24 protein-coding genes are annotated in these 26,195 nt (G+C 38.3%); all 24 read right to left on the bottom strand.

Annotated elements, in window-relative coordinates:
* Positions 1-30 precede the first annotated feature (30 nt).
* Positions 31-1,080, bottom strand: coding sequence for an aspartate-semialdehyde dehydrogenase (gene asd, locus COJ96_RS03995; protein WP_098571706.1), 1,050 nt, complete (start codon positions 1,078-1,080; stop codon positions 31-33).
* A gap of 203 nt (positions 1,081-1,283) precedes the next feature.
* On the bottom strand, positions 1,284-1,883 hold the full coding sequence (dpaB, locus tag COJ96_RS03990) for a dipicolinate synthase subunit B (protein ID WP_026566481.1): 600 nt from the start codon (positions 1,881-1,883) through the stop codon (positions 1,284-1,286).
* Positions 1,880-2,782, bottom strand: a complete 903-nt coding sequence (dpaA, locus tag COJ96_RS03985) for a dipicolinic acid synthetase subunit A (RefSeq protein ID WP_098571705.1) — start codon at positions 2,780-2,782, stop codon at positions 1,880-1,882. Before dpaA ends, dpaB begins: the two co-directional genes overlap by 4 nt.
* 168 nt (positions 2,783-2,950) lie before the next feature.
* Entirely contained in the window at positions 2,951-3,193 is a 243-nt protein-coding gene (locus COJ96_RS03980) for a YlmC/YmxH family sporulation protein (protein ID WP_098571704.1), read from the bottom strand.
* Positions 3,194-3,337: 144 nt separating this feature from the next.
* Positions 3,338-4,576, bottom strand: a complete 1,239-nt coding sequence (locus COJ96_RS03975) for a M16 family metallopeptidase (RefSeq protein ID WP_098571703.1) — start codon at positions 4,574-4,576, stop codon at positions 3,338-3,340.
* A gap of 101 nt (positions 4,577-4,677) precedes the next feature.
* Positions 4,678-5,622, bottom strand: coding sequence for a polysaccharide deacetylase family protein (locus COJ96_RS03970; protein WP_098571702.1), 945 nt, complete (start codon positions 5,620-5,622; stop codon positions 4,678-4,680).
* A 154-nt stretch (positions 5,623-5,776) separates the two neighbouring features.
* The gene (pnp, locus tag COJ96_RS03965; protein ID WP_098571701.1) at positions 5,777-7,897 is read right to left on the bottom strand and encodes a polyribonucleotide nucleotidyltransferase; all 2,121 of its coding nucleotides are present in this window, start codon (positions 7,895-7,897) and stop codon (positions 5,777-5,779) included.
* Positions 7,898-8,135: 238 nt separating this feature from the next.
* Positions 8,136-8,405, bottom strand: coding sequence for a 30S ribosomal protein S15 (gene rpsO / locus COJ96_RS03960; protein WP_026566475.1), 270 nt, complete (start codon positions 8,403-8,405; stop codon positions 8,136-8,138).
* 274 nt (positions 8,406-8,679) lie between these two features.
* Complete coding sequence (ribF, locus tag COJ96_RS03955; protein ID WP_098571700.1) at positions 8,680-9,618, bottom strand: bifunctional riboflavin kinase/FAD synthetase; 939 nt, start codon at positions 9,616-9,618, stop codon at positions 8,680-8,682.
* A gap of 30 nt (positions 9,619-9,648) precedes the next feature.
* Positions 9,649-10,569 (bottom strand): tRNA pseudouridine(55) synthase TruB, encoded by a 921-nt coding sequence (gene truB, locus COJ96_RS03950; RefSeq protein ID WP_098571699.1) that lies wholly within the window; start codon positions 10,567-10,569, stop codon positions 9,649-9,651.
* 45 nt (positions 10,570-10,614) lie between these two features.
* Positions 10,615-10,986, bottom strand: a complete 372-nt coding sequence (rbfA, locus tag COJ96_RS03945) for a 30S ribosome-binding factor RbfA (RefSeq protein ID WP_098571698.1) — start codon at positions 10,984-10,986, stop codon at positions 10,615-10,617.
* Between the two features lie 17 nt (positions 10,987-11,003).
* The gene (locus COJ96_RS03940; RefSeq protein WP_098571697.1) at positions 11,004-11,285 is read right to left on the bottom strand and encodes a DUF503 domain-containing protein; all 282 of its coding nucleotides are present in this window, start codon (positions 11,283-11,285) and stop codon (positions 11,004-11,006) included.
* Positions 11,282-13,600, bottom strand: a complete 2,319-nt coding sequence (gene infB / locus COJ96_RS03935; protein WP_098571696.1) for a translation initiation factor IF-2 — start codon at positions 13,598-13,600, stop codon at positions 11,282-11,284. Before infB ends, COJ96_RS03940 begins: the two co-directional genes overlap by 4 nt.
* A gap of 19 nt (positions 13,601-13,619) precedes the next feature.
* Positions 13,620-13,922 (bottom strand): YlxQ family RNA-binding protein, encoded by a 303-nt coding sequence (locus COJ96_RS03930; protein WP_098571750.1) that lies wholly within the window; start codon positions 13,920-13,922, stop codon positions 13,620-13,622.
* An 8-nt stretch (positions 13,923-13,930) separates the two neighbouring features.
* Positions 13,931-14,203 carry an RNase P modulator RnpM gene (gene rnpM / locus COJ96_RS03925; protein ID WP_098571695.1) on the bottom strand — a complete coding sequence of 91 codons (273 nt, stop codon included), beginning with the start codon at positions 14,201-14,203 and terminating at the stop codon, positions 13,931-13,933.
* A gap of 19 nt (positions 14,204-14,222) precedes the next feature.
* Complete coding sequence (gene nusA / locus COJ96_RS03920) at positions 14,223-15,344, bottom strand: transcription termination factor NusA (RefSeq protein ID WP_098571694.1); 1,122 nt, start codon at positions 15,342-15,344, stop codon at positions 14,223-14,225.
* 36 nt (positions 15,345-15,380) lie between these two features.
* Positions 15,381-15,851 carry a ribosome maturation factor RimP gene (gene rimP / locus COJ96_RS03915; RefSeq protein ID WP_098571693.1) on the bottom strand — a complete coding sequence of 157 codons (471 nt, stop codon included), beginning with the start codon at positions 15,849-15,851 and terminating at the stop codon, positions 15,381-15,383.
* Positions 15,852-16,066: 215 nt separating this feature from the next.
* Positions 16,067-20,392: a PolC-type DNA polymerase III gene (locus COJ96_RS03910; RefSeq protein WP_098571692.1), complete on the bottom strand. Its 4,326-nt coding sequence runs from the start codon at positions 20,390-20,392 to the stop codon at positions 16,067-16,069.
* A 183-nt stretch (positions 20,393-20,575) separates the two neighbouring features.
* Positions 20,576-21,835: an RIP metalloprotease RseP gene (gene rseP / locus COJ96_RS03905; RefSeq protein ID WP_098571691.1), complete on the bottom strand. Its 1,260-nt coding sequence runs from the start codon at positions 21,833-21,835 to the stop codon at positions 20,576-20,578.
* A 17-nt stretch (positions 21,836-21,852) separates the two neighbouring features.
* Positions 21,853-22,995 carry a 1-deoxy-D-xylulose-5-phosphate reductoisomerase gene (gene dxr, locus COJ96_RS03900; RefSeq protein ID WP_098571690.1) on the bottom strand — a complete coding sequence of 381 codons (1,143 nt, stop codon included), beginning with the start codon at positions 22,993-22,995 and terminating at the stop codon, positions 21,853-21,855.
* Positions 22,996-23,029: 34 nt separating this feature from the next.
* Positions 23,030-23,824 carry a phosphatidate cytidylyltransferase gene (locus COJ96_RS03895; RefSeq protein WP_098571689.1) on the bottom strand — a complete coding sequence of 265 codons (795 nt, stop codon included), beginning with the start codon at positions 23,822-23,824 and terminating at the stop codon, positions 23,030-23,032.
* Positions 23,825-23,848: 24 nt separating this feature from the next.
* On the bottom strand, positions 23,849-24,625 hold the full coding sequence (locus COJ96_RS03890) for an undecaprenyl pyrophosphate synthase (RefSeq protein ID WP_098571688.1): 777 nt from the start codon (positions 24,623-24,625) through the stop codon (positions 23,849-23,851).
* Positions 24,626-24,893: 268 nt separating this feature from the next.
* Positions 24,894-25,451, bottom strand: coding sequence for a ribosome recycling factor (gene frr, locus COJ96_RS03885; protein WP_098571687.1), 558 nt, complete (start codon positions 25,449-25,451; stop codon positions 24,894-24,896).
* On the bottom strand, positions 25,451-26,176 hold the full coding sequence (pyrH, locus tag COJ96_RS03880; protein ID WP_098571686.1) for a UMP kinase: 726 nt from the start codon (positions 26,174-26,176) through the stop codon (positions 25,451-25,453). Before pyrH ends, frr begins: the two co-directional genes overlap by 1 nt.
* Between the last annotated feature and the right edge of the window lie 19 nt (positions 26,177-26,195).

Here is a 26,195-nt window from a genome sequence, read left to right as displayed (position 1 = left end):
GACACAAAAACCTGCCTTTGTGATGTAACTTTATTTTACAATACCTAATTTCACTAAACTTTCTGCGATTTGGACAGAGTTCCAAGCTGCTCCTTTAAGCAAGTTATCAGAGACAACCCACATATGAAAACCACGAGATTCATCGAGGTCCTTTCTAATTCGACCGACAAAAACATCATTTTTCCCAACGCAATTTGCAGGCATTGGATATAATTGATTTTCTGGATCATCTTGTAAAATAATACCTGGAGCATCCTTTAATAATGCTTTAATGTCATTCGCACTAACATCATCCGCTTCAATTTCAAAATAAACTGACTCAGAATGACCAACTGCTACAGGAAGTCGAACGCAAGTTGCAGAAACCTGTAACTCTGGTAAGTGCATGATTTTTTTAGTTTCATTAATCATTTTCATCTCTTCAAATGTATATCCGTTATCTTGAAATTTATCGATTTGTGGAATCGCGTTAAAAGCAATTTGATAGTGATTTTTATCTGATTTCACTGGTAAAATCTTTGGTTCATATGCTTCTTCGTTTAAGATTGACTGAGTTTGCTGCATTAATTCCTCGACAGCTGCTGCACCTGAACCGGAGACAGCTTGATAAGTGGAGACGATAACTTTCTTTAAACCAAATTGTTGACGAATTGGCTCAAGGGCAACAACCATTTGAATGGTGGAACAATTTGGGTTAGCAATAATCCCATTATGTTGATGAAGGTCTTCTTCGTTCACTTCTGGTACAACTAAAGGTGTATTCTCATCCATTCTAAAAGCGCTAGTGTTGTCCACCACGATCGCACCGCGCTTAACTGCTTCTGGACCAAGCTCCTTTGATACACTACCGCCTGCACTAAAAAGGGCTATCTCAACGCCTTCAAAACTCTCAGGCTTTGCTTCTTCAATCGTATATTCTTGACCATTAACATCTACTTTTTTACCTGCTGAACGTGCTGAAGATAATAGGGTAAGTTTTCTGATTGGGAAGTTTTCTTTCATTAATGTTTGTATCATTTGTTGTCCGACTGCTCCTGTTGCTCCAACAACAGCAACGTGATATCCATTTTGTTGAGTCATTACTAGTTTTCCCCTTCCATACTCATCGTTGTACATAACTGGTTATATACTTTAAAAGGAAATCGCCTGTATAAAGCATCCAGCATGTTATTAATAATTTTTTATTTCTCATCAGTGGGTTGAATCTTCCCACTGATGATAGAATAATTTATTTTAACATATTCCTTAAAAGAAATAACCTATTTTGATGAATGAAGGAATTATTAGTCAGAATCTTTATACCTTTCTACTAATACAGGTTGAATTTGTTTCCCTTCGATAGCTGCTTCAACTGTTTCTGTGAGCAATGTCATTCTTGCAACCATTGAATTTGGTTTTTTAATTGGATCATCCTGCCCATATGGAATAAAGTATATATTCTTGGTAGCCATTAGTCTCATTAAATTTACTCCATTTAAACCGAGTGCATCATTTGTTGAAATCCCCAGCACCACTGGTTTTAAGTTACGCAGTGTTGCTTTTGCTGCCATTAATACTGGACTATCATTCATGGCATTCGCAAATTTACTCATTGATACCCCTGTTAATGGAGCAATTACCATACAATCCAAAGGAATTTTTGGTCCGAGCGGCTCTGCTTTTACAATGGAGTCGATCACTTTGTTTCCTGTTAAATCTTCAATTCTTTGGATCCAATCTTCTCCTTTTCCAAAGCGGGTATCTGTATTTTTAACCGTAAAAGTAACGACAGGCATTACCTCTGCACCGGCTTGAACTAACTTTTCAATTTCTGGGAATACTGCATCATACGTACAATGAGAGCCGGTTAAGCCAAAGCCAATTCTTTTACCTTTTAAACTCATTTCACTTTCCCCTTTCGCTTTCTTAAATCATCTTGAAGCAGTTGGGCAAGAACATTGGCCAAAATTTGACCCGCCGTTTTTGGAGCGACAATCCCAGGCAGCCCCGGTGCAAGCAATGCTTTAATCCCTCTTTTTTCAGCATAACGAAAATCAGTACCTCCTGGCTTGGAGGCCAAGTCAATAATGAGCGTATGTGAAGGCATTTTTGAGATAACCATCGCTGTCACGATCAAATGTGGTGCTGTGTTTATTAAAATATCAGTGTCTTTTACTTCATTAACTAGATTATTTAAATGGAATGGTGTCAATCCCATCTCAGTTATCCGAGCTATATGCTCACTTTTCCTTGCTCCCACCTTAACTTTTGCTCCTAGTGCAGCAAAGGTTCTTGCCACACTCATCCCCACTCTCCCTAAGCCTAGAACCGCAATATTTGACCCATGTATGGTAAAGTCGGTATGTTGAATCGCCATCATTATTGTCCCTTCAACCGTTGGAATTGAATTGTAGATGGCCACATCATCCCTTTCAAATAATTGTATAAGAGTTCGTTTAGCTTCCTTAGTAATTCCATTTAAGTAGGGATTGCTAATTCCGGAATAAACCGTACAATGCTCGGGGGTCTTTGCAAGCAAATCCCCTGTCAAAATAACCTTTTCATTAGAAAAGATTGTTTCTACCTGACCTTCTAAATTTGTACCGGGTACTGGCAGGATAAGGTTATCCATATTTGAAAAATCTACTTCATCCAACTTTTCCTTGACCGCACCTGTAAATGCGTGATCAAGTTGCTCAAAACCAATAAGCGATAATCTCGCATCTAATTCGGTTAACTTGCGGATGATTTCCAGCTGTCTGGCATCCCCGCCAATCACGGCAATCTGCATCCCTGTCAGCATGAAAACATTCACCTTCTTTTTTTAAAAATCCTACTAAGAGAATCCTTTTCTATATATCACTCCACCATCTTATGTCGGTTCTCTTCATTCGGTGAGTTTTCCATACGTACTAAATAAAAAAGCCCAAGCAAGATGAATCTTGCTTGGGCCTCCATGGGCTTGCGTGTATTAATCCTCGTCTGGTACATCGATAATGATCATATCAGAGCCTATTTTTTTTATATGATGCCACGGAACCCTAATTTCTTCCCCTTGTTTTCGAAAACCAAACCATTTTATAGAAGGAATAAGCAGTGCCTGAATTTGGCCTGTCCCTTCATTAATTTCTAAATCAGTTTGTCCGAGTACTCCCATTCGTTCGGCCTTTTTTACATCAACAATTTCTTTCCCGCTTAATTCACTCAATCTCAATGCAAATGCCCCCCTTCCTTTCCACCTTACTAATAGTCTATAGGAGGAAGTCCTTATTTAGACTAAAGAAAAGATTTTAGAACTTAGTGGTTAAGTTTTCCTATATAAAAAGAGGTATCCATCTAAATGGAATACCTCTTCTTTTTATGCAAGTTTATTAGGAAATTCTCCGTCTGGGCTTATCAAAGTGACAGAATATTTATCTGTAAAGATATTTCTTGCCATTTCATCGACTCCGTTTTTTGTAACCGAATCAATCTGTTCAATTATTTCATCAAGTGAACGATGACGTTTTAATAAAAGTTCATTTTTTCCATTCCGGCTCATCCGGCTATTTGTGCTCTCAAGACTTAGCATCAAGCTGCCTTTTAGCTGCTCTTTGCTATTCGTTAATTCCTTTTCAGTAATTCCATCTCGCTTCAATGTATTAAGTGTTTCTTGAATGGTATCAAATAATACATTCAGCTGCTTCGCACCAGTCCCACCGTATACTGTTACAATACCACTATCTTGGTAAGCAGAATGGTATGAGAATACTGAATATGCTAAGCCCCGTTGTTCGCGAACCTCTTGGAACAATCTTGAGCTCATACTGCCGCCTAAAATATTATTTAAAGTAATCAGGCTGTAAATATCTTCATGGCCGACCTTTAATCCTTCATAACCTATACATAAATGGGCCTGTTCTGTTTCTTTTTTTCGCGAGATTTGATTCGAATGAAAAGTAGGAATATTTTCAGTAACTTGACTGTTACCACCTTTATAGGAACCAAAATACTTTTCAACTTCTTTAATAAATGCATCAGTAACATTTCCTGCAATTGAGATGACCACATTTTCTGGAGTATATCTCTCATGAATGTATTCTTTTAGAGTTTCTCCAGTAAATGTATTAAGTATTTCTTCTGTCCCTAGAATCGGATAGCCTAATGGATGGTCTCCAAAAACAGCCCTGCTCAATAAATCATGAACGATATCATCAGGGGTATCTTCATACATTTTTATTTCTTCTAAAACTACATTTCTCTCTTTGTTTAATTCCTCTTCCACAAATGTGGAATTGAAGAACATATCTGCGAGCACATCTAGTGCAAATTGGGAATGAGTATCAAGAACTTTAGCATAATAGCATGTATATTCCTTAGATGTAAATGCATTCACCTGTCCGCCAATGCTATCAAAGGATTCAGCTATTTCCTTCGCAGATCTCGTGGTGGTGCCTTTAAAGAACATATGCTCAAGAAAATGGGATATCCCATTGTTCTCGGGGTTCTCATCTCTTGAACCAGTACCAATCCAAACACCAATTGCTACGGAACGTACGGTAGGAATATTTTCTAAAACAATTCTTACGCCATTTTGGCAAGTGTATTTATTAATCATCTACTTCCTCCAGTCTATAAACAAACGCAGCTACTTCTCCATCTTACATTATACTTATAATGTTGTATTTTCTCCAATTTCAAGTATTTCTTACGTTAAAATTATTCCACTCTTTCTTCGCTCATCAACTCAGAAACTGTTCCGATTTTTAAATTCTTTTGTTTAATTTGAGTGATTAAGCGATCAAGTGATTTTGCAGTAGACTCAGTTGGATGCATAAGAACCATTGAACCATTATCAATTTTTGACATGACACGGGAAATTAGCTGATCTGGAGATGGTTTTCTCCAATCAACCGTATCAACCGTCCACATAACCGTCTTCATTTTAAATTCAGCAGCCACTTTTATTGTTTCATCCCGATAACTGCCACTAGGCGGGGCAAACCAAATACATTTCTTACCGGTAGCAGCTTCAATAATTTCGTTGGTTTTTTGAATTTGTTCTCTGGCCCTGCTAGCTGTTAATTGCTTCATATCAGGGTGAGAATAAGAATGATTACCGACTTCATGTCCAGAAGTAACGATCAATTTAGCGAGTTCAGGGTTTTTCTTAGTCCAATTTCCTTCCAGAAAAAAACTAACCGAAACATTTTGCCTTTTTAATGTAGCAAGCATTTCTGATAAATATTCATTGCCCCAGGCCACATTAATAATAAAAGCTACCATTGGTTTATCAGGATTCCCTTTATAAATAGGGGATGGCGGTAAATCATTAAGGTGCACCTTAGGCTTAATCTCTGTGAAGACGAGTTTCTTTTCATTAAAAACACCTTTGCTTTTCATATTTTTATATGATGCAGCAATGTCAACCTCACGTCCATTATAGCCTGGAATTGCTTTCCAAACCCTGTCTATAGTTGCATCTTTAGGCGATATTTCATATGTAGGAGCATTTTTAATAATGCTTTGATAAAGAGGGTCTGATTCTTTTACTGCTGGCAAAGATGATTCCATTTTAAAAGATAAATATTTGCTAACAAATGGATTACTTACCGCGATCCATCCGGCTACACATATGATTATAATGAAATAAACCTTTTTCATCTAACTTTCCCCCTTTCCATAAAGATTATGTAAAGAAAGGACAAGGTAGAACTCTCGGTTTAATACAACTAATGCTATTATAAGAAGAAAAAAGGAACATGTTTAACAAATCGAAAAAGCCAGGGTAAGGACCCTGACTCATCATTCTAAACTCTTACGATTTGTTTTCTTCTGCCTTTTCACGTTGTTCTTTTAAAACAGCTTTTCGGGAAAGGTTCACACGACCTTGTTTATCAATTTCAGTTACCTTCACTAAAAGTTCGTCCCCTATTTTTACAACATCCTCGACCTTACCAACACGTTCTTCAGCAAGTTCAGATATATGCACAAGACCATCTTTCCCAGCAAAGATTTCTACAAAGGCTCCAAATTTTTCAATTCGTTTCACCTTACCAAGATACAATTCACCTACTTGGACCTCACGAACAATATCTTCGATGATCTTCTTGGCTTTTTGGTTCATTTCTTGATTTGTTGAGGCGATAAATACTGTACCATCTTGCTCAATATCAATCTTAACACCAGTTTCCTCAATAATCTTATTGATTTGTTTTCCACTTGGTCCAATAACATCACGAATTTTATCTGGATTGATTGTCATCGTTAAGATTTTTGGTGCAAATTGTGAAAGCTCTGTTTTTGGTTCAGAAATTGTGGCTAACATTGAATCCAAAATATGCATTCTGCCAACTTTGGCTTGTTGAAGAGCTTCTTCTAATATCTCACGGGATAGTCCTTCAATCTTAATATCCATTTGAAGGGCAGTAACCCCTTTAGCTGTACCTGCCACCTTAAAATCCATATCTCCAAGATGATCTTCCATTCCTTGGATATCTGATAATACGGTATAGTGTTCACCTGATTTAACGAGACCCATTGCAATTCCGGCAACAGGTGCTTTAATCGGCACTCCAGCATCCATCATCGCTAATGTACTTGCACAAATACTTGCCTGTGACGTAGAACCATTGGATTCAAGCACTTCAGATACAAGACGAATGGTGTATGGGAAATCCTTCTCAGACGGTACAATTGGTTCAAGCGCACGCTCTCCAAGTGCACCATGACCAATTTCACGACGACCCGGACCACGAATTGGACCTGTTTCACCAACACTGAAGGAAGGGAAGTTATAATGGTGCATAAAGCGTTTCTCTTCTTCAATACCGAGACCATCAAGAATTTGTACGTCACCCATTGCCCCAAGAGTACAAATGCTGAGCGCTTGAGTTTGACCACGTGTGAACAGACCAGAACCATGTGTACGAGGTAAAATACTAATCTGTGAAGAAAGCGGACGGATTTCATCGATTTTACGGCCATCAGGACGAACCTTTTCAACTGTAATTAAACGGCGGACTTCACCTTTAACAATCTTGTCCAATATTTGCTTAACTTGTTTCAGATCTTCATCTGTTGCTTCTTGTTCTTCAAATTTAGCAATTACTCGGTTTTTCACCTCTTTAATGGCATCTTCACGGGCATGCTTCTCTTGAACCTGAATAGCATTTACCATATCGGCTTCACACATTTCCCTCACTTCAGCCTCGAGGTCCTTATCAATCTCATAAAGAGTTATTTCTCTTTTTGGCTTGCCTATTTCAGCGACAATTTTTTCTTGGAATTCAATGAGGCGCTTAATCTCATCATGACCAAACATAATCGCTTCAAGCATGGTTTCCTCAGGAACCTCTAATGCCCCTGCTTCAACCATATTAATGGCATCTTTCGTACCGGCTACTGTTAAATGTATATCACTCTTTTCAGCTTGCTCAACGGTTGGATTAATGACAAATTCATTATTCACCCGACCAACAACCACGCCAGCAATCGGTCCTTCAAATGGGATATCCGAAGTGCTTAGTGCTAATGACGAACCAAACATTGCAGCCATTTCTGTTGAACAGTCTTGATCCACACTCATGACAATACTAATAACCTGAACATCATTACGGAACCCATCAGCAAATAGTGGACGAATAGGTCTGTCAATCAGTCGGCTTGCTAAGATTGCCTTTTCACTTGGACGGCCTTCACGTTTAATGAAGCCCCCTGGAATTTTACCAACTGCATACAAACGTTCTTCATAGTTAACAGTTAATGGGAAAAAGTCTAAGTTTTTAGGTTCTTTTGATGCTGTTGCCGTACTCAATACTGCTGTGTCCCCATAACGAACTAGGACAGCACCGTTTGCCTGTTTGGCTAATTGTCCAATTTCGACGGTTAATTTACGACCTGCCCAAACAATGGAATACTCATGTTTCAATTGTTCCATATTTTTACCCCTCTCTATCTAAATCACTTAGGAGGATGAAGCGAAAATTTCTACCCTCGCTGTAATCATCATTCTAAACTAATATTAAAAAGCTTAAAAAGCTTATATTATCAATGCAAATCACCTTATTAGTATGCACAAAAAAGTCCTGACTTAAAAATATGTATAAAAAATTCTTTTTTTAGCTGTAAGCTTTTTTAGCCTAATAAAAAAGCGGGAATAATCCCGCTTCTGTAAACTAACGACGTAGACCAAGCTTATTAATTAACACACGGTAACGTTGAACATCTTTGTTACGTAGGAATGTTAAAAGATTACGACGTTTACCAACCATTTTCAAAAGACCGCGACGTGAGTGGTGATCTTTCTTATGAGTACGTAAGTGCTCATTCAAATTGTTGATTGATTCTGTAAGGACAGCGATTTGAACTTCTGCAGATCCAGTGTCGCTTTCATGAGTTTTAAACTCATTGATAAGTTCATTTTTACGTTCTTGAGTGATTGCCATCCGTATTCACCTCCTAAATTTTACAAATCCCCTGATACCGAGCAAGCGTTGGTGATTCGTCTTGCCAAGTAGAGGTTATTTTTAATACGTTAATAAGAATACAACTTTTTACGCCAAAAAGCAAGGATATAACGAAGTTTATTGTAGGAAAAACACCTTTTAAGACGATATTTAAGAAGAATGTCTGATTTCCTCTTCAGGCGCGAGCGGATCACGGGCACTCCCGGGAGCCTCCTGCTCCAATCAACTTGGCTATAGTAACCGATAACCTAGCTTATTTGTTAAAGTAATTAAGTGAATTTTGCTTATCTCGTTCAATTTGCGCGACTAGCTCTTGAATTCCTGAAAATTTTTGTTCATTACGTAAGTGGAGATGCCATTCAATAATCACTTCTTCACCATAGATATTTTCATTAAAATCAAATAAGTGGACTTCCACGGAAGGTAGGAGTGCATCCTTATTAAATGTAGGCTTATAGCCAATATTACATACGCCAGCATACCATTTTGAATGTACCTTCATTCGAACGGCATAAACACCAACAGGCGGCATAATATAATCATCATTTAAATATACATTCGCAGTAGGAAAACCAATCGTCCGGCCTCGTTTATCACCATGGATGACGATGCCTGATGTTGTATAATATCGGCCTAAAAGTGAATAGAGTTCATTGGTCCTGCCTTCTTTAAGCAGTTTGCGAATTCTAGTTGAACTTACCTTTTCATCACCTTGTGTAAATTTTGGAACAACTGAAAAAGAAAATTTATCTCTAGAATGAAAAGGCAATGTTTCCATTGTTCCTTTTCCCATTCGTCCATAGGTAAAGTCAAAGCCAGCGACCACATGCCTTACGTTCAGGCTAATCACACATTGGTCAATAAATTCCTGTGGCAGTAGATTAGCAAATTCCACACTAAAATGAATAATAAATAAATAATCAATTCCTAGCTCTTCAATGATCTTTATTTTTTCAGTTAATGGGGAAATAGACTTAATCTGATTATCTGTTTTTCCTAATACTACAGAAGGATGCGGGTCAAATGTCATCACCGCACTGCATATTCCTTTTTCTTTAGCTTGCTTTTTAGCCTCGAGAATTACCTGTTGATGTCCACGGTGAACACCATCAAAGTAGCCTAACGCCATTGAGAGAGGCGGATATTCATTTATTGCATTATTAAATGGGAATCTAAGCCTAATTACTTCCAAAAGAAACTCACCTTTTCTATACCGTACCTTTTAATCTAAATCATTTCGTAGCACTTTAACTGGTTTAAAGAGGTCAGGCTTGTTAGGATGCTTTGAATAAATAGCAAGAGCCAGTCCATCTACAGTTTCAACGATAATCGGTCCGTTACTAGTTTTTAAATGTTCAGGCATTTGTAATAATGCGCCATTTTTCACTTTCTCTGCTACTTTATCATTAATTTGGAGTTTCGGCAAATGAGAAAGTGCAGTTTCTAGAGGCCTTAATACACTCGAAATCGTTCCAGCTTCCATATGTTTTTCAATCTCTTCAAACGTTAAGCAGTCCTCTAAGGAATAAGAAGCTGATTGAACTCTTTCCAGGTAGGACATATGTGCTGGATAGCCAAGCATTTCACCAATCATTACGGCTAAGGTCCGAATATACGTTCCTTTACTACAACTGACTCTAAACTTAAATTTTACCGTTTCACCGATATATTCAGATCGATCGTCTAATAAGTCGATTGAATAAATCGTTACCTTTCGAGTTGGCCTTTCGACTTCGATTCCTTTTCGCGCGTATTCATACAGTCGGACACCACCAACTTTTACTGCCGAAAACATTGGCGGTGTTTGTTCAATTTCACCAGTTAATGACTTTAAAACTTTAAGAATTTCTTCCCGTTGAATAACCCTGGTTACTGGCTTTTGGGCAACTGTTTCTCCTGACGCATCTTCCGTTGTTGTTGAATAACCAATAGTGACTTCTCCCTCGTATGCTTTACCTGCATCCGTAATATATTCGGCCACTTTAGTTGCTTTTCCAATACATATCGGAAGTACACCTGTGACGTCGGGATCTAATGTGCCCGTATGCCCCACTTTTTTTGTTTTTAATATCTTCCGTAACCGAAAGACACAATCATGGGATGTTAGTCCCGCTGGTTTAAATAAAGGTAGAATTCCTTCCACTGTAAAACCTCCAATCAAAAAAAGGATAGACATATGTCTATCCAGTTATTTTTCTTCCCTATTTTCTAAAGGCTTTTCATCCTTATGCAGTTGGTGAAGAAGTGTATCAATTCGATTCCCGTAATCGATTGATTCATCCCATTCAAAGATAATCTCAGGGGTTTTTCGAAGGCGGATTCGGTGGCCAATTTCGGTCCGAATAAAGCCTTTCGCTTTAGCTAGGCCCTTTAAAGTATTTTCCCTTTGTTCTTCATCACCTAATACGGAAATATATACTTTAGCCTGTTGTAGATCACCTGTTACTTCGACATCGGTAACCGTAACAAAACCAATCCGTGGGTCTTTTATTTTACGACCGATGATGTCACCAAGTTCTTTCTTCATTTGTTCTCCAACACGATTTGCTCTGTGGCTCATCACATTCACCTCTTAACTTAAAGCCATTCAATCTCGGTGATCGTTCTCTCTATTTCTGGAAAGGAGTCAATTAATTTTAACGCGTTATTCAACTCATGTTCCGTGTTTACACGAGTGGAAGTGACGACAACGATCGCAATTTTCGTTCGCTGCCACACATCCTGAAAACCTACTTCAGCTACAGAAACATTAAATTTCTGTTTTAAGCGAGTTAGGATTCTTTGCAAAACCGCTCGTTTCTCTTTTAAAGAATGCGCATCATAAATTATACATTCGCATTCAGCAGCACCGATGATCATTTACGTTCAATTTCTTCCATTACATATGCTTCAATGATGTCTCCTTCTTTCACATCATTAAAGTTTTTAATGGTAATTCCACATTCGTACCCTTGTGATACTTCTTTTACGTCATCCTTAAATCGTTTTAATGCATCAATATTACCTTCAAAGGTTACAACACCGTTACGAATTAGACGAATTCCACTGTCACGGGTAATTTTACCATCTGTAACATATGAACCAGCAATCGTCCCCACTTTTGAAACCTTGAAAGTTTGACGAATCTCTGCTTGACCAATAATCTTCTCTTGGAATTCAGGATCAAGCATACCTTTCATAGCCGCTTCAATCTCTTCGATAACTTTATAAATAATACGGTGAAGACGAACGTCTACTTTCTCAGCCTCTGCTGCCCGTTTGGCATTAACATCTGGACGAACATTAAAACCAATAACAATGGCATTTGAAGCTGCAGCAAGGGTAATATCAGATTCATTAATGGCACCCGCACCACTATGAATAATTTTAATGTTTACTCCCTCAACATCTATTTTTTGCAATGAAGCAGCAACAGCCTCCGCAGAGCCTTGAACATCTGCTTTCAGGATGATGTTTAAGTCCTTCATTTCGCCCTGTTTCAATTGATCAAATAGAGTTTCTAAGCTAACAATGGATTTTTCTCCACGTTGAGCAGCTAATGCAGATTGAGCACGAGCTTCCCCGACTTGTCGTGCAGTTTTCTCATCTTCAAATACGACAAAACGGTCCCCTGCCTGCGGCACATCATTAAGTCCTGTTATTTCAACTGGTGTGGATGGACCTGCTTCTTTCACACGGCGGCCTTTGTCATTTACCATCGCACGTACACGACCGAACGTGTTACCAACTACGATTGGATCACCGATTTTTAATGTACCGTTTTGGACTAATAATGTGGCTACAGATCCACGCCCTTTATCCAATTGTGCCTCGATGACTGTTCCGACTGCTTTTCTATCTGGATTAGCTTTATACTCTTCTACTTCACTAACGAGAAGAATCATCTCTAATAGGTTATCGATACCTTCACCTGTTTTTGCAGATAGGGGAACAAAGATAGTATCCCCGCCCCAAGCCTCAGAAACTAAACCATGTTCTGTTAATTCCTGCATTACACGGTCCGCATTGGCAGCTTCTTTGTCCATTTTATTCACTGCGACAATAATTGGAACCTCAGCAGCTTTTGCATGGTTAATCGCTTCAACCGTTTGTGGCATTACACCATCATCAGCAGCTACGACAAGAATGGTAATATCCGTAATTTTAGCTCCACGTGCACGCATTGTCGTAAAGGCAGCGTGTCCTGGAGTATCAAGGAAGGTAATTTTTTTGCCGTTTTCAACAACTTGGTACGCACCAATATGTTGAGTAATTCCCCCGGCTTCTCCTTCCGTTACCTTTGTGTTACGAATGGAGTCAAGCAAGGTTGTTTTCCCATGGTCGACGTGACCCATAATTGTAACGACAGAAGGTCTTTCTACAAGAGAATCCTCTGAATCCTCAGTAAAGTATACTTCAAGGTCTGTTGTATCCACTTTAATTTCTTCTTCAACCTCAACACCATACTCGCTTGCAATTAATTCAATCGCATCTTTATCTAATACCTGGTTAATTGTTGCCATTACTCCAAGTAAAAAGAGCTTTTTAATAATTTCCGAAGGCTCACGATAGATCTTTTTCGCTAACTCGCCAACCGTTAGAGATTCACTAAAAGTAATTTTAGCTGGAAGTTCCTTCTCTTTTTTCTTCTGTGGCTGTGTTTGTTGAACTGGCGTATGATTTTTCTTTTTATTTTTATTATTATTATTATTGCGGTTTTGGTTGTTATTATAAGGCTTAGACTTTGCTTTATCAGCATTATTAAAGACCTTATTTTCTTTTGATTGATATTCCTGATTTTGTTTCTTTCCATCTCCTGATTTTGGAGGAGAGACCACTTTAACTTTTGTTGGAGCAACATTATTATCTGCCGCTTCCTCAAATGCTTTAGCGGTTTTGGTTTGTACTTGTGGTCGCTGTGTGGATTGAGCAGGTCTTTGGTTTTGACGTTGCTGCCCTTGAGCTGGACGTGAATTAGTTCGTTGCGACTGTTGTCCATTTTGTTTATTTTCTTGTTGTTGTGATGTCTTGTTCTCTTTTTTGCTGAATGTTTCATCAAGCTTTTTAACGTCTGCGTCTTCTATTGTTGCCATATGATTAGAGACCTCTATATTCATTTCTTTTAGTTTAGTGATGATTTCTTTACTTGAAATGTTGTGTTTTTTTGCGTATTCATATACACGTATTTTACTCATCTTTTCACCCCCGCTAGATTTAATCGAGCAACGTTACCATTTTTTTTGCAAAGCCATCATCCAGTACAGCTACAACAACGCGGGCTTCCTTGCCAATCGCTTGGCCAAGAAGATGACGATTTTCCACAAATTTATATGGAACCTCATACGAATTACACTTATCAGTAATTTTTTTTGTCGTATTTGCAGAAGCATCTGCTGATAATAAAATGAGTCGTGCTTTTCCGCTTTGAATCTGCTTCACGGTTAGCTCCTCACCTGATATGATTTTACGTGCTCGATTGGCCAAGCCAAGCAATGACATCCATTGATTATCTTTCATTTGGATTGTCAATTCTCCTTCTCTATAAGCTCAAGTAGCTCTTCGTATAACGAATCATTTATAGAAACCTGTAAGTGATTAGATAGGGTATTTTTTTTCTTGGCAAGTAAGATTGCTTCCTTGTCCTTTGAAAGGTAGGCACCCCTTCCGGATTTCTTTCCCGTCAGATCGATGGATACATCCCCTTCTTTTGAGCGAACGATGCGAACTAGTTCTTTTTTCGGCTTCATTTCACCGGTTGCTACACACTTACGCAAAGGAACTTTTTTCTTTTGGTTCACTCATCATTCACCTCACTTTTTAATCAAGCTCTTCTTCATAATCGAAGTCATTTTCAACATGATCATCAAAAAGCCTAATGGTTTCTTCACGCGGATAGATACCAATTTCGCGTGCTTCTGTTTCAGATTTAATATCAATTTTCCAGCCTGTTAATTTTGCTGCCAAGCGGGCGTTTTGTCCCCGTTTACCAATTGCTAATGAAAGTTGATAATCAGGAACAACAACAGTAGTTGCTTTTTCATTTTCATTCACCATAACATCTAAAACTTTAGACGGGCTAAGAGAATTTGCCACAAAAACAACAGGATCCGCTGACCACTTAACAATATCGATTTTCTCACCTTTTAATTCATTAACAACCGCTTGAACCCTTGCTCCTTTTGGTCCAACACAAGAACCAACAGGGTCTACCTCGGGATTATCTGAATGAACAGAGATTTTCGAGCGGTCTCCTGCCTCACGAGCAACTGATTTAATTTCAACGGTTCCATCATAAATTTCAGGTACTTCAATCTCAAACAGACGTTTTAAGAGGCCTGGATGTGTCCGTGAAACAAATATCTGGGGACCCTTGGTTGTTTTTTCAACTTTTGTGATAAATACTTTGATTCGATCATGGGGTTTATACCGTTCATTGGGCATCTGCTCATTCACTGGGAGTAAGGCCTCGATTTTCCCAAGACTTACATAAATAAATTTGGAGTCCAATCTTTGAACAATACCAGTCATAATATCTTCTTCACGGTCAATAAATTCTGAATAAATAATTCCTCGTTCTGCTTCTCTAACACGCTGGGTAACAACTTGTTTAGCGGTCTGAGCAGCAATCCGTCCGAAATCTTTAGGAGTGACTTCCATTTCGACAACATCTTCAACTTGATAATTTGGTGAGATTTGTCTAGCATCCTCTAAGGAAATTTCAAGACGAGGGTCAAATACCTGATCGACGACTTCTTTTCTAGCAAAAACACGCATCGATCCTGTCTGTAAATTTAAATCAATCCTTACATTCTGTGCCTGATTAAAGTTTCGGCGATACGCCGAAACAAGGGCTGCTTCAATTGCTTCAATGATAACATCTCTGGAAATACCTTTTTCTCTTTCCAGTATAGTAAGAGCATCTAATAATTCGCTGCTCATCTTTGTGTATCCCCCTATCTTTTTCCAATAATTTCATTACGAAAATGTAACTGCTAAACGCGCATTTGCTACCTTTTCATAGGGAAGTTCAATCGTCTTCTTACGGGTCTTTATTTTCATTTCAATTTTTAAAAGTTGTCCATCAAATTCTAATAAGGTCCCTTCAAAGCTTTTTTCCCCATCGATTGGTTCATAAGTTTTGATAAAAACATTTTTACCGATTGCTTTTTGAAAGTCTTTATCTTTTTTTAATGGACGCTCTGCCCCAGGTGAAGAAACTTCAAGAAAATAGTTATGGGGAATCGGATCAAGCTCATCGAGTTTTTCGCTGAGTTTTTCGCTAACGAGTCCGCAATCTTCAATATCAACACCGTTGTCTTTATCGATATATACGCGTAGAAACCAACTTTTCCCTTCTTTCACATACTCAATTTCCACTAATTCTAAACCAAGTTCTTGAAAAATAGGTGCAGCCAATTCTTCTACAACTTCCGTTACCTTGCTCATGCTTTACCTCCTTTTCCGATAATTTCACCCATATTGTATGTAGTTCACGGAAAGTTTTATCAAGTTATACTAAGAAAAAAAGTCGTATACAAAAAGGAAAGAGCGGGTTTCCCCACTCTTGTTCACGAGAGTATTTCTTAGTATTTCCAATAAAACTATACCATAACCATCATTTTTATGCAAATAGCTTCGCCGTTTGTCAAGTATTTTCCTATTTAAAACAACGATAACTGGTTTTGCTCTGGAAGGGATGCGAGACACCCCTGTTTGTCCAAATATTCAAGGATAGTTTTAGATACTTTTCCGCGCTGCTGCAAATCTTCTTTAGATAAAAACTCTCCTGATTCCCGAGCTTTGACAATATTATAGGCTGCATTTGTTCCAAGACCTGGAATCGAATTAAATGGCGGTATTAAGGAATTGCCTTCAATGATAAATTCAGAGGCAGAAGATTTATATAAATCATAGTTTTGGAATACAAAGCCTCTTTCTGTCATTTCTAATGCTAGTTCTAATACCGTCAATAAGTTTTTCTCTTTGTTTGATGCTTCCAAGCCTTTAGCATTAATTTCCTCAATTTTAGCACGAATTGCTTCTGAACCGCGCGACATCGCTTCAATATCAAAGTCTTCAGCACGTACAGTAAAGTAAGCGGCATAATATAGGAGCGGCAAATGAACCTTGAAATAGGCAATTCTAACTGCCATAAGTACATAGGCAGCCGCGTGAGCTTTAGGGAACATATACTTGATCTTTTTACAGGAGTCGATGTACCATTCCGGAACCTCATTTTTCCTCATCTCAGCTTCCATTTCTTCACTTAACCCTTTACCTTTACGAACGGATTCCATAATTTTAAAAGCAAAGGAAGGATCCAATCCCTGATAAATAAGGTAGACCATGATATCATCCCGGCAGCCAATTACTTCACTCAGATTACATGTTTTATTATGAATTAATTCCTGAGCATTCCCAAGCCATACATCGGTACCATGAGACAGACCTGAGATTTGCACTAGTTCAGAAAAAGTAGTTGGTTTTGTATCTTCTAGCATCTGACGAACAAATCGAGTCCCAAACTCAGGAATACCCAGTGTACCGGTTTTACACATGATTTGTTGTTCAGTTACACCTAATGACTCGGTTCCGCTGAATATCTTCATAACTTCAGGGTCATCGGTTGGGATTGTTTTTGGATCCATTCCGCTCAGATCCTGAAGCATCCTAATGACTGTCGGATCGTCGTGCCCTAGAATATCGAGCTTTAAGACATTATCATGGATGGAATGGAAATCGAAATGAGTGGTCTTCCATTCTGAATTTCTATCGTCAGCTGGGAATTGAATCGGTGAAAAATCATAAACATCCATGTAATCAGGGATTACGATAATCCCCCCCGGGTGCTGTCCCGTTGTTCTTTTAACTCCTGTACATCCCGTAGCTAATCGTTCCACTTCGGCACCGCGGAGTTGAAGATTGTTATCCTGCTGATATGCCTTCACATAACCAAAAGCTGTTTTATCGGCAACCGTGCCTATTGTCCCAGCACGATAAACATATTCCTCACCGAAAAGAACCTTCGTATAGTTATGGGCACGCGGCTGGTACTCACCAGAGAAGTTTAAATCGATATCGGGAACCTTATCCCCTTTAAATCCAAGGAACGTTTCGAACGGAATATCGTGTCCGTCTTTATGGTATTTACCGCCGCATTGCGGACAATCTTTATCAGGTAAATCAAACCCAGACCCAACTGATCCATCATTAAAGAACTCTGAATGCTTACAGGTTGGACAAACATAATGTGGCGGCAGTGGATTTACTTCCGTAATTTCTGTCATCGTTGCAACCAGTGATGAGCCGACAGATCCCCTGGAACCTACAAGGTAACCATCATCTAATGATTTTTTTACTAACTTGTGTGAAATCAAATAAATAACGGCAAATCCATGTCCAATTATACTTTTCAGTTCTTTTTCTAACCGGGCTTCAACAATTTCAGGCAAGTTGTCACCGTAAATCTTCCGTGCCATTCCGTAACTCATTTCGCGCATTTCTTCATCGGCACCCTCAATTTTCGGTGTATACAAATCATCTTTAATTGGTTTAATGACTTCAATCATATCAGCAATTTTATTTGTGTTCGTGACGACAATTTCTTTTGCTTTCTCTTTTCCTAAAAATGAAAAGGCATCAAGCATTTCATTGGTTGTTCTAAAGTGAACATCTGGAAGTTGATGACGGTTGAGCGGATTCGCTCCCCCTTGCGAATTAATTAATATTTTGCGATAAATTTTATCATTTTCGTTAAGATAATGGACATTCCCTGTGGCAACAACTGGAAGACCTAATTTATCTCCCAATTTAACGATTTTCGCAATAATGTCTTCCATTGCTTTTTCATCGCTCACTAATTCCATTTCAATTAAAGGGGCATTGACTTCTTTTGGCATGACTTCAATGTAATCATAAAAGCGGGCAGCGCCTTCCACTTCCTCTGGAGACTTTTGCATCATCCCCTCAAATACTTCCCCTTTATTACATCCGGAGCCAACAAGAATCCCTTCTCTGTATTTTTGTAAAACAGATCGAGGCAATCGTGGGACACGATAAAAGTATTCAAGATGAGAAATGGATACAAGTTTAAACAGATTCTTTAAACCTGCTTGAGTCTGAGCTAATAATGTACAGTGATAGGGACGTGCACGTTGGTAAGCATTGCCTTTACCCATATTATCATTAAATTGATCATGATATTCGATTCCTTTTTCTAATGAATCTTTTAACATTTTCAAAAGTAAATAACCAGTGGCTTCCGCATCATAAATCGCCCGGTGATGCTGGGTTAATTCAATATCGAACTTCTTTGCCAGCGTATTTAACCGATGGTTTTTCATCTCTGGATACAGGAAGCGTCCTAGTTCAAGCGTATCAATAACAGGATTATTTGCTTTATCAAAGCCTATTTTCTTATAGCCGACATTTAGGAAACCCATATCGAAGGAAGCATTATGGGCAACAAGGACAGAATCTCCGACCCATTCTCTAAAATTCCGAAGAACTTCTTCTATTTCCGGAGCCGTTTGGACCATGTCGTCCGTTATTCCAGTGAGATTGATTGTTGTTGCCGATAATCGGTGATGTGGATTGGCAAAGGATTCAAATCGATCAATGATTTCTCCATCATGTATTTTTACAGCAGCTAGTTCGATAATAGTGTTGTACACTGCTGAGAGACCCGTCGTTTCAACGTCAAAAACGACATAAGTATCCTCGGTAAGCTGACGGTGCGCATCATTATAGGCGATTGGGACCCCATCATCTACTAAGTTTACTTCAACGCCATAGAGAATTTTAATATCATTTTTCTTCCCTGCACCATATGCTTCAGGAAAGGATTGGGCAACAGCGTGATCGGTAACGGCAATCGCTTTATGCCCCCATTTTTTTGCCTGAGCAATCAACGCACTTACAGGTGTGACAGCATCCATTTGACTCATCGGGGTATGAAGATGGAGCTCAACCCGTTTTTCATCTTCAGGAGCCGTATCCTTACGACCTGCAGGTTTGATTTCATTGATATCATTTCCTATCATGACAAGGTCTCGGACAAAGGTATCATTTTGAATGCTTCCTCGAACCTTTACCCACATCCCCTTCTTGACTAGTTGGAAGAGAGCGGCGTCCTCTTTGTCTCGTGAAAACATTTTTACCATGATGGAACTTGTATAATCAGTTATTTTAAAGGTTAACAGCGACCTGCCGCTCCTGAGTTCACGAATCTCAGCATCAAAGATGTAACCTTCCACTGCTACTCTTCTTTCTTCATCAACAATATCAATCAAACTGCGGAAGTCGTTATTATCTTTAATCGTAAGACCAATAGTAAGTGGTCCAGATGGCAAATCACCCGAAGCTTGATCTTTTTCAGCTTCTTTTTTCTGCAATTCAACCATTGCCTGCAGTCCGCGTTCTTGATCTTCTTTTTGCTTAGCAAGTAAAAATTGTTGGTATTCATCACTTTTTTCTACATTTTTCAGGTCCGTCTCTATTGAAAGGCTAGGAAATCCAAATGATTGATATATATTTGAGATTATCTCTCCATATTTCCTCTTTAACGCAAGTCCCTCTGTATCGTTACGAACTGTAATTGTTAGTTTATTTCCATTCACTTCAGGGAGTTGTTCATGTAAAAGTTTTAAAAGCGGCGGAGCAATCCCATCGATTTGCTGAATGCTATAACTCCAATAATCTCGTATTAATTCAGATGAAATGGTTTGGTTTGTTACATTAATTTGGAACGATATCGTGGCAATGTTTGAAAATGTCCGTTCAAGTTGTGTCGTAAACAAAACGTAGATATTATAGGGAAGGATATTTTCGAGTGAAAATTGAAAATGCCACTTTCGATTCTTTTTTTCAACTAAAAGCCTATCTATTTGCGCATTGTTGAAATGCACTACAACAGCATCCTCGATTAATTGCAGCTGCTGGAGCAAGAGTTGGAATCGCTCTTTTTTGCCGTCGGCATGTTCGCTCATCTTTCTCTCTCCCATCTATTAAAAATCATTAAATTTTTATTTCGTCAAAAAATAATTATATCATATGAGTTGAATGGATTCGTCTTTATTCGACAGAAAAAATTCTCCATTTTAGGTAAAATAGTTTTCCTGAAAACAAATGAAGGGACCGTATAGACGGCCCCATAAATCATTAATATTTAATTACAGGAAGAATCTTTGAATATCATTCCACGTTACGACTAGCATGAGCAGCATGAGGAGGGCAAATCCAATAAAATGGACCATTCCTTCCTTTTGACGATCAATCGGTTTTCCTCTGACAGCTTCAACAGCAAAAAACATCAATCTGCCGCCATCAAGAGCAGGAATAGGTAATAAGTTCATAATTCCTAAGTTAATGCTTAAAATCCCAGCCCATTTCATTAAATAATAAATTCCAGATTTAGCAACAGAATCAGTAGCTTGGTAAATACCAACCGGCCCAGATAGAGCATCGATTGAAAATTGTCCCGTAACTAATTTACCGACCATCACAAAAATCTGCTTAGTCCAGAAATAGGTTTCTGTGAATCCTGCTTTTACCGCTTGAATGGGTGATTTTTCAACTGGACTATATACACCAATCAGTCCAATTTTCTTTCCCTCCACCGTTTTTTCAATCGGGGTTACCGTGATATCTAAATCCTTGTTGTCACGGCGAATTGAAAAATCGAGTTTTTCATTTGGGTTTTTCCGAATAACTTCCACAACATCAGACCAACTAGTTATTTCTGAACCATTGATTGTCTGTATTAAATCACCCTTTTTAAGACCTGCAGCCATTGCTGCTCCTTCAGGAGTGATTTCACCTAACTTAGGTTCATTCGTAGGAACACCTTGAATAAAAGCAATAATAATAAATACAATGAATGCAAGTACAAAATTCATCATTGGTCCAGCAAAAATAGCCATTGTTCGTTGCCCCAATGTTTTTGAACCAAATTGACGATCAATGGGAGCAATCTGTGATTCGACCCCATTTTCTACAATGACTGCTTTTGGGTCAATGGTAAATGTTTTTAATTCCTCTTCCTCATCGTCAGGAAATCCTTTAATGATTAAATCTTTTTCTATATCTGCATATTCCACTTCAACAATTCGGCAATTAGGAAATTTTTCTTTATTATTCAGGATGATTTTATTTACTTTCTCATCTTTATCAAACAACAGGCCAATTCGATAGCCAGGCTTAATTTCAATTATTTCTGGGTCTTCTCCAGCCATACGGACAAATCCGCCAATCGGTAGTAAGCGAATAGTATACGTCGTTTCCCCTTTTTTATGGGAAAAGACCTTGGGACCAAAACCTATGGCAAATTCACGGCATAAAATACCTGCCCTTTTTGCGAAAATCAAATGACCTAATTCATGAAAGAATACAAGCGCGCCAAAAATCACAATAAAGGCAATTACTGTAGTCAAATTAAAACCACCTTTTTTTATAGAAGTGAACGTACATAATCTCTTGTTTCTGTATCTATCTCTTGGATTGCTGCTAAGCTAGGGTGATCCACGATTTGGTGAGTAGTTAATGCCTTTTCAATCAAATCTTCAATTTGCAAGAAATGGATTTTTCCCGCTAGAAATGCTGCAACGGCCACTTCATTTGCCGCATTCAATACCGTAGGCATCGAACCCCCTTTTTTTCCTGCTTCATAGGCAAACCCTAGACAGCGAAATCTTGCAACATCCATTTCCTGAAAATGCAATTTCCCAATACTTGCTAAATCCAAACGTTTTGATGTAGGTAATGCTAAGCGATCGGGATAGGTAAGAGCAAATTGGATAGGTACGCGCATATCTGGTGTACCTAATTGGGCAATTATACTGCTATCATGGAATTCAACCATTGAATGGATGATGCTTTCTTTATGAAGCAGTACATCAATCTTTTCATATGGCATATTAAAGAGCCAGTGTGCTTCAATGACTTCCAAACCTTTATTCATCATCGAGGCCGAATCAATGGTGATTTTGGCTCCCATTGACCAATTTGGATGGTTTAAAGCTTGTTCGACGGTAACATTTTTCAATTCTTGCCGAGTTCGATCACGAAAGCTTCCACCAGAAGCAGTAAGAATTAATCTTTCAATATTTTTTTCTTTCTCCCCCTGCAAGGCTTGAAAAATGGCAGAATGCTCACTATCGACAGGTAGGAGTGGAACATTATTTCTTTTAGCAGCATCAATTACTAAATGGCCAGCAGTTACAAGAGTTTCTTTATTAGCAATAGCAATGATTTTCCCACTCTCGATCGCTTGCAGCGTTGGGTTTAAACCCACACTTCCAATAACAGCATTGACAAGGATATCTGCCTTTTCATAAACGGCAGCCTCAATAAGTCCTTCCTGACCAAATGTAAACTTAATATTAGGGAATTCTGCTTTTAATGTATGACAATCCTGATAGTCTTGTACAGAAACAAGCTCAGGTTGAAACTCAACAATAAATTTTCGAGCCAAATCAATATTTTTCCCAACAGAAATAGCTGTCACTCTAAATTCGGATGGATGTTCACGAATAATATCTAACGTTTGAGTGCCGATTGATCCTGTCGCACCCAATAAATTAATCTTTTTCAATAAGGTCAACTCCTAAATGTAAAGCACATACGCTTTATACCCAAAGGTGAAACAGATGAAGCAAGGGCCAAACAAATAATAGGCTGTCAAATCGGTCAAGAATCCCTCCGTGACCTGGCAAGATATTCCCAGAGTCTTTAACATGGAAATGACGCTTAAAAGCAGATTCAACTAAGTCACCAATTTGTCCGAAAATAGATAGAACAACTGTAATTCCCATTAATGATAAGAGACCAACATTGATGTCAGAAAAGATTGCAAAGAGAACTGCAACCAAAACAGCACAAACAACACCGCCAATTGATCCTTCCACTGTTTTATTGGGGCTAATTTCCGGCCAAAGCTTTGTCTTTCCAAGGGCCTTTCCAATAAAATATGCACCTGAATCGGTAGCCCAAATCATAAATAAAGAATACAAGATAAAAACGAGGCCGCCGTCTTGTCTTGTTTCGAAGAAAAAGTAAAAACCAATCCCTACATAAATAGCAGACAAAATGGAAAATGAAACATCTTCAAATGTAAATTGATTCTTGGTTATGACTGTAAAAGTAAGTAACAAAAAAATTAAAGCAATACATATCTCCACTTTTGAATAATAAAAGGAATCCAATATGTGATAATACTCCTCAGGAAAAAGCAGCACCCAAAGAAATAAAACCGTCAAAACACCATTTACAGAAAAAATATTAATTTTTTTCATTTTCAATAATTCATATAAACCGATCGTCGCTAAAAAGTAGGTTAACAATACCATTGGAAACCCGCCAAAGTAAACGATGGGTAAAAAAAGTGCAGCTGCGATGACTCCTGTTATGATTCTTTGCTTCATTTAATTTTCAACACCTTTGTTGTACTATATACCACCAAACCGACGCTGTCGTTTTTGAAATGTTTCTATTGCTTCCAGTAAATGTTCCTCACTAAAATCTGGCCATAACACATCGGTAAACCAAAATTCTGAGTAAGCTAACTGCCAAAGCATAAAGTTACTTAAGCGGATTTCACCACTCGTTCGGATTAATAAGTCTGGATCAGAAAAGTCGGCGGTCATTAGATAGGAAGAAAAGACCTTATCATCTAAGGCTGACTCTTTTAGTTTACCACTTTTGCTATCTTTTAAGACCTTCTTAACAGCATCGAGTATTTCTGCTCTACTCCCATAATTTAAAGCAAAATTGAGGACTAACCCGTTGTTATCCTTTGTATCATCAATAGCTTTTTCAATTGCACGCAGTGTATGTGGGGGAAGTTGATCTTTGTAACCCATCATTTTCACCTGTACATTTTCTGAAATCAAATCCGGAAGAAAAGTACCTAAAAACTCATCAGGAAGACTCATTATATACTCCACTTCATTTTTTGGTCTTTTCCAATTTTCAGTCGAAAACGCATATAATGTTAACGTCTTAATTCCAAGTTCATTGGCTAACTTCGTGGTTTTTCGGACGACTTTCATACCTTCGTGATGACCAGCAATCCTTGGTAATGCCCGTTTTTTAGCCCAACGCCCGTTTCCATCCATAATAATCGCCACATGTTCAGGAACAGGCAATTTTTTTATTTCATCTATTTTATTTCGGAGTGTGGAAGAGGTATTTCGGTTCTTCCCAAGCCTTATTTTATTAAACATGACATTGCTCCTCTAATTAGTTAATCATTTCCTCCGAAAATAAATCATCAATCAATTCCATTGAAGCGTGTGTTGTTATGTAATGGACATTTCGGGGTAGCATGTTTTTATCATACCAAAAAAGCATTAAGATATCTCTATTAATTAACTTATGTAAAATAAAAGGAATTAAGAATTATTTTCAGACAACTTTCAAAATCCCTCAATTGGAATTTATTTACGTAATAAAATAGTGAAAAACCCCCTATGCAGAGGGTTCTATAATAAATTATACTTCCAAAATTTCTTTTTCTTTATCTTTTGTAATTTGATCAATTTTACTAATATACTCGTCAGTAAGCTTTTGAATATCATCAGAATGACCGCGAAGAGCATCCTCAGTAATTTCACCGTTCTTCTCAAGCTTTTTCAAATCATCATTTCCGTCACGACGGATATTACGGACAGCTACTTTAGCTTCTTCTGAATACTTTTTAACTAACTTGACCAGTTCTTTACGACGCTCCTCAGTTAACTGTGGAATCGCAAGGCGAATAACCGTTCCATCATTACTAGGATTTAATCCTAAATCGGATTTGAGAATAGCTTTCTCAATATCACCAAGAATGGATTTATCATACGGTTGTATCACAATCAGCCTTGCTTCAGGTGTGGTAATTCCAGCCATTTGATTGACAGGGGTTGGTGCACCATAGTAATCAATTGTAATCCTATCTAATAATGAAGCACTTGCTCTTCCCGCTCGAATACTTGCAAGTTCACGTGAATATGACTGAATCGCTTTTGTCATACGATCTTTTGTCGCAGCAATGACCTGTTTTGGCATTAATGTTTCCCCCTAACAATTGTTCCTATCTTTTCACCCATAACAGCGCGTTTAATATTGCCCTGCTCCATAATTGAGAATACAATCAATGGAATATCATTGTCCATACATAATGAAGAGGCAGTTGAGTCCATAACTGCTAATCCTTCTTTAAGCACATCAAGGAAGGACAAATCTTCATATTTAGTTGCATTTGCATCCAAACGAGGGTCTGCAGAGTAAACACCATCGACATTATTTTTAGCCATCAAGATCACTTCAGCATCAATTTCCGCTGCTCGGAGTGCTGCTGTTGTATCAGTTGAGAAGTATGGATTCCCAGTACCAGCTGCAAAAATTACCACTCGTTTTTTCTCTAAATGTCTAATCGCACGACGTCTAATATAAGGTTCAGCTACTTGACGCATTTCGATAGAAGTTTGCACTCTTGATTCAATGCCTAAATGCTCTAAACTATCCTGTAAGGCTAAGGAATTCATTACCGTTGCAAGCATCCCCATATAATCAGCAGTTGCCCGATCCATTCCCATTTCACTGCCAATTTTACCACGCCAAATGTTACCGCCGCCAACCACAACAGCAACTTCGACACCAAGTTCCGCTATTTCTTTCACTTGAATAGCAATCGATTTGATCACAGAAGGTTTAATTCCAAAGCTCTCATCACCTGCTAGTGCTTCTCCGCTCAACTTTAATACAACGCGTTTGTACTTAGGACCGTTCATATAAACCTCCATTTATGTA

It is taken from the genome of Bacillus sp. AFS073361, from assembly GCF_002567005.1.
GTDB lineage: Bacteria > Bacillota > Bacilli > Bacillales > Cytobacillaceae > Neobacillus.
This window is presented reverse-complemented; position numbering and strand designations above follow the sequence as displayed.

Bases quoted from the DNA above. Each gene is read 5' to 3' on its own strand.
- rpsO (WP_026566475.1), bottom strand. From the start codon at position 8,405: ATGGCAATCACTCAAGAACGTAAAAATGAACTTATCAATGAGTTTAAA.
- COJ96_RS03975 (WP_098571703.1), bottom strand. From the start codon at position 4,576: ATGATTAATAAATACACTTGCCAAAATGGCGTAAGAATTGTTTTAGAA.
- COJ96_RS03890 (WP_098571688.1), bottom strand. From the start codon at position 24,625: ATGTTTAATAAAATAAGGCTTGGGAAGAACCGAAATACCTCTTCCACA.
- pnp (WP_098571701.1), bottom strand. From the start codon at position 7,897: ATGGAACAATTGAAACATGAGTATTCCATTGTTTGGGCAGGTCGTAAA.
- infB (WP_098571696.1), bottom strand. From the start codon at position 13,600: ATGAGTAAAATACGTGTATATGAATACGCAAAAAAACACAACATTTCA.
- COJ96_RS03895 (WP_098571689.1), bottom strand. From the start codon at position 23,824: ATGAAGCAAAGAATCATAACAGGAGTCATCGCAGCTGCACTTTTTTTA.
- COJ96_RS03970 (WP_098571702.1), bottom strand. From the start codon at position 5,622: ATGAAAAAGGTTTATTTCATTATAATCATATGTGTAGCCGGATGGATC.
- COJ96_RS03930 (WP_098571750.1), bottom strand. From the start codon at position 13,922: ATGAAAGATAATCAATGGATGTCATTGCTTGGCTTGGCCAATCGAGCA.
- rbfA (WP_098571698.1), bottom strand. From the start codon at position 10,986: ATGAGCCACAGAGCAAATCGTGTTGGAGAACAAATGAAGAAAGAACTT.
- rimP (WP_098571693.1), bottom strand. From the start codon at position 15,851: ATGAGCAAGGTAACGGAAGTTGTAGAAGAATTGGCTGCACCTATTTTT.
- dpaA (WP_098571705.1), bottom strand. From the start codon at position 2,782: ATGCTGACAGGGATGCAGATTGCCGTGATTGGCGGGGATGCCAGACAG.
- dpaB (WP_026566481.1), bottom strand. From the start codon at position 1,883: ATGAGTTTAAAAGGTAAAAGAATTGGCTTTGGCTTAACCGGCTCTCAT.
- asd (WP_098571706.1), bottom strand. From the start codon at position 1,080: ATGACTCAACAAAATGGATATCACGTTGCTGTTGTTGGAGCAACAGGA.
- frr (WP_098571687.1), bottom strand. From the start codon at position 25,451: ATGCCAAAACAGGTCATTGCTGCGACAAAAGATCGTATGACAAAAGCG.
- COJ96_RS03910 (WP_098571692.1), bottom strand. From the start codon at position 20,392: ATGAGCGAACATGCCGACGGCAAAAAAGAGCGATTCCAACTCTTGCTC.
- pyrH (WP_098571686.1), bottom strand. From the start codon at position 26,176: ATGAACGGTCCTAAGTACAAACGCGTTGTATTAAAGTTGAGCGGAGAA.
- COJ96_RS03940 (WP_098571697.1), bottom strand. From the start codon at position 11,285: ATGATCATCGGTGCTGCTGAATGCGAATGTATAATTTATGATGCGCAT.
- nusA (WP_098571694.1), bottom strand. From the start codon at position 15,344: ATGAGCAGCGAATTATTAGATGCTCTTACTATACTGGAAAGAGAAAAA.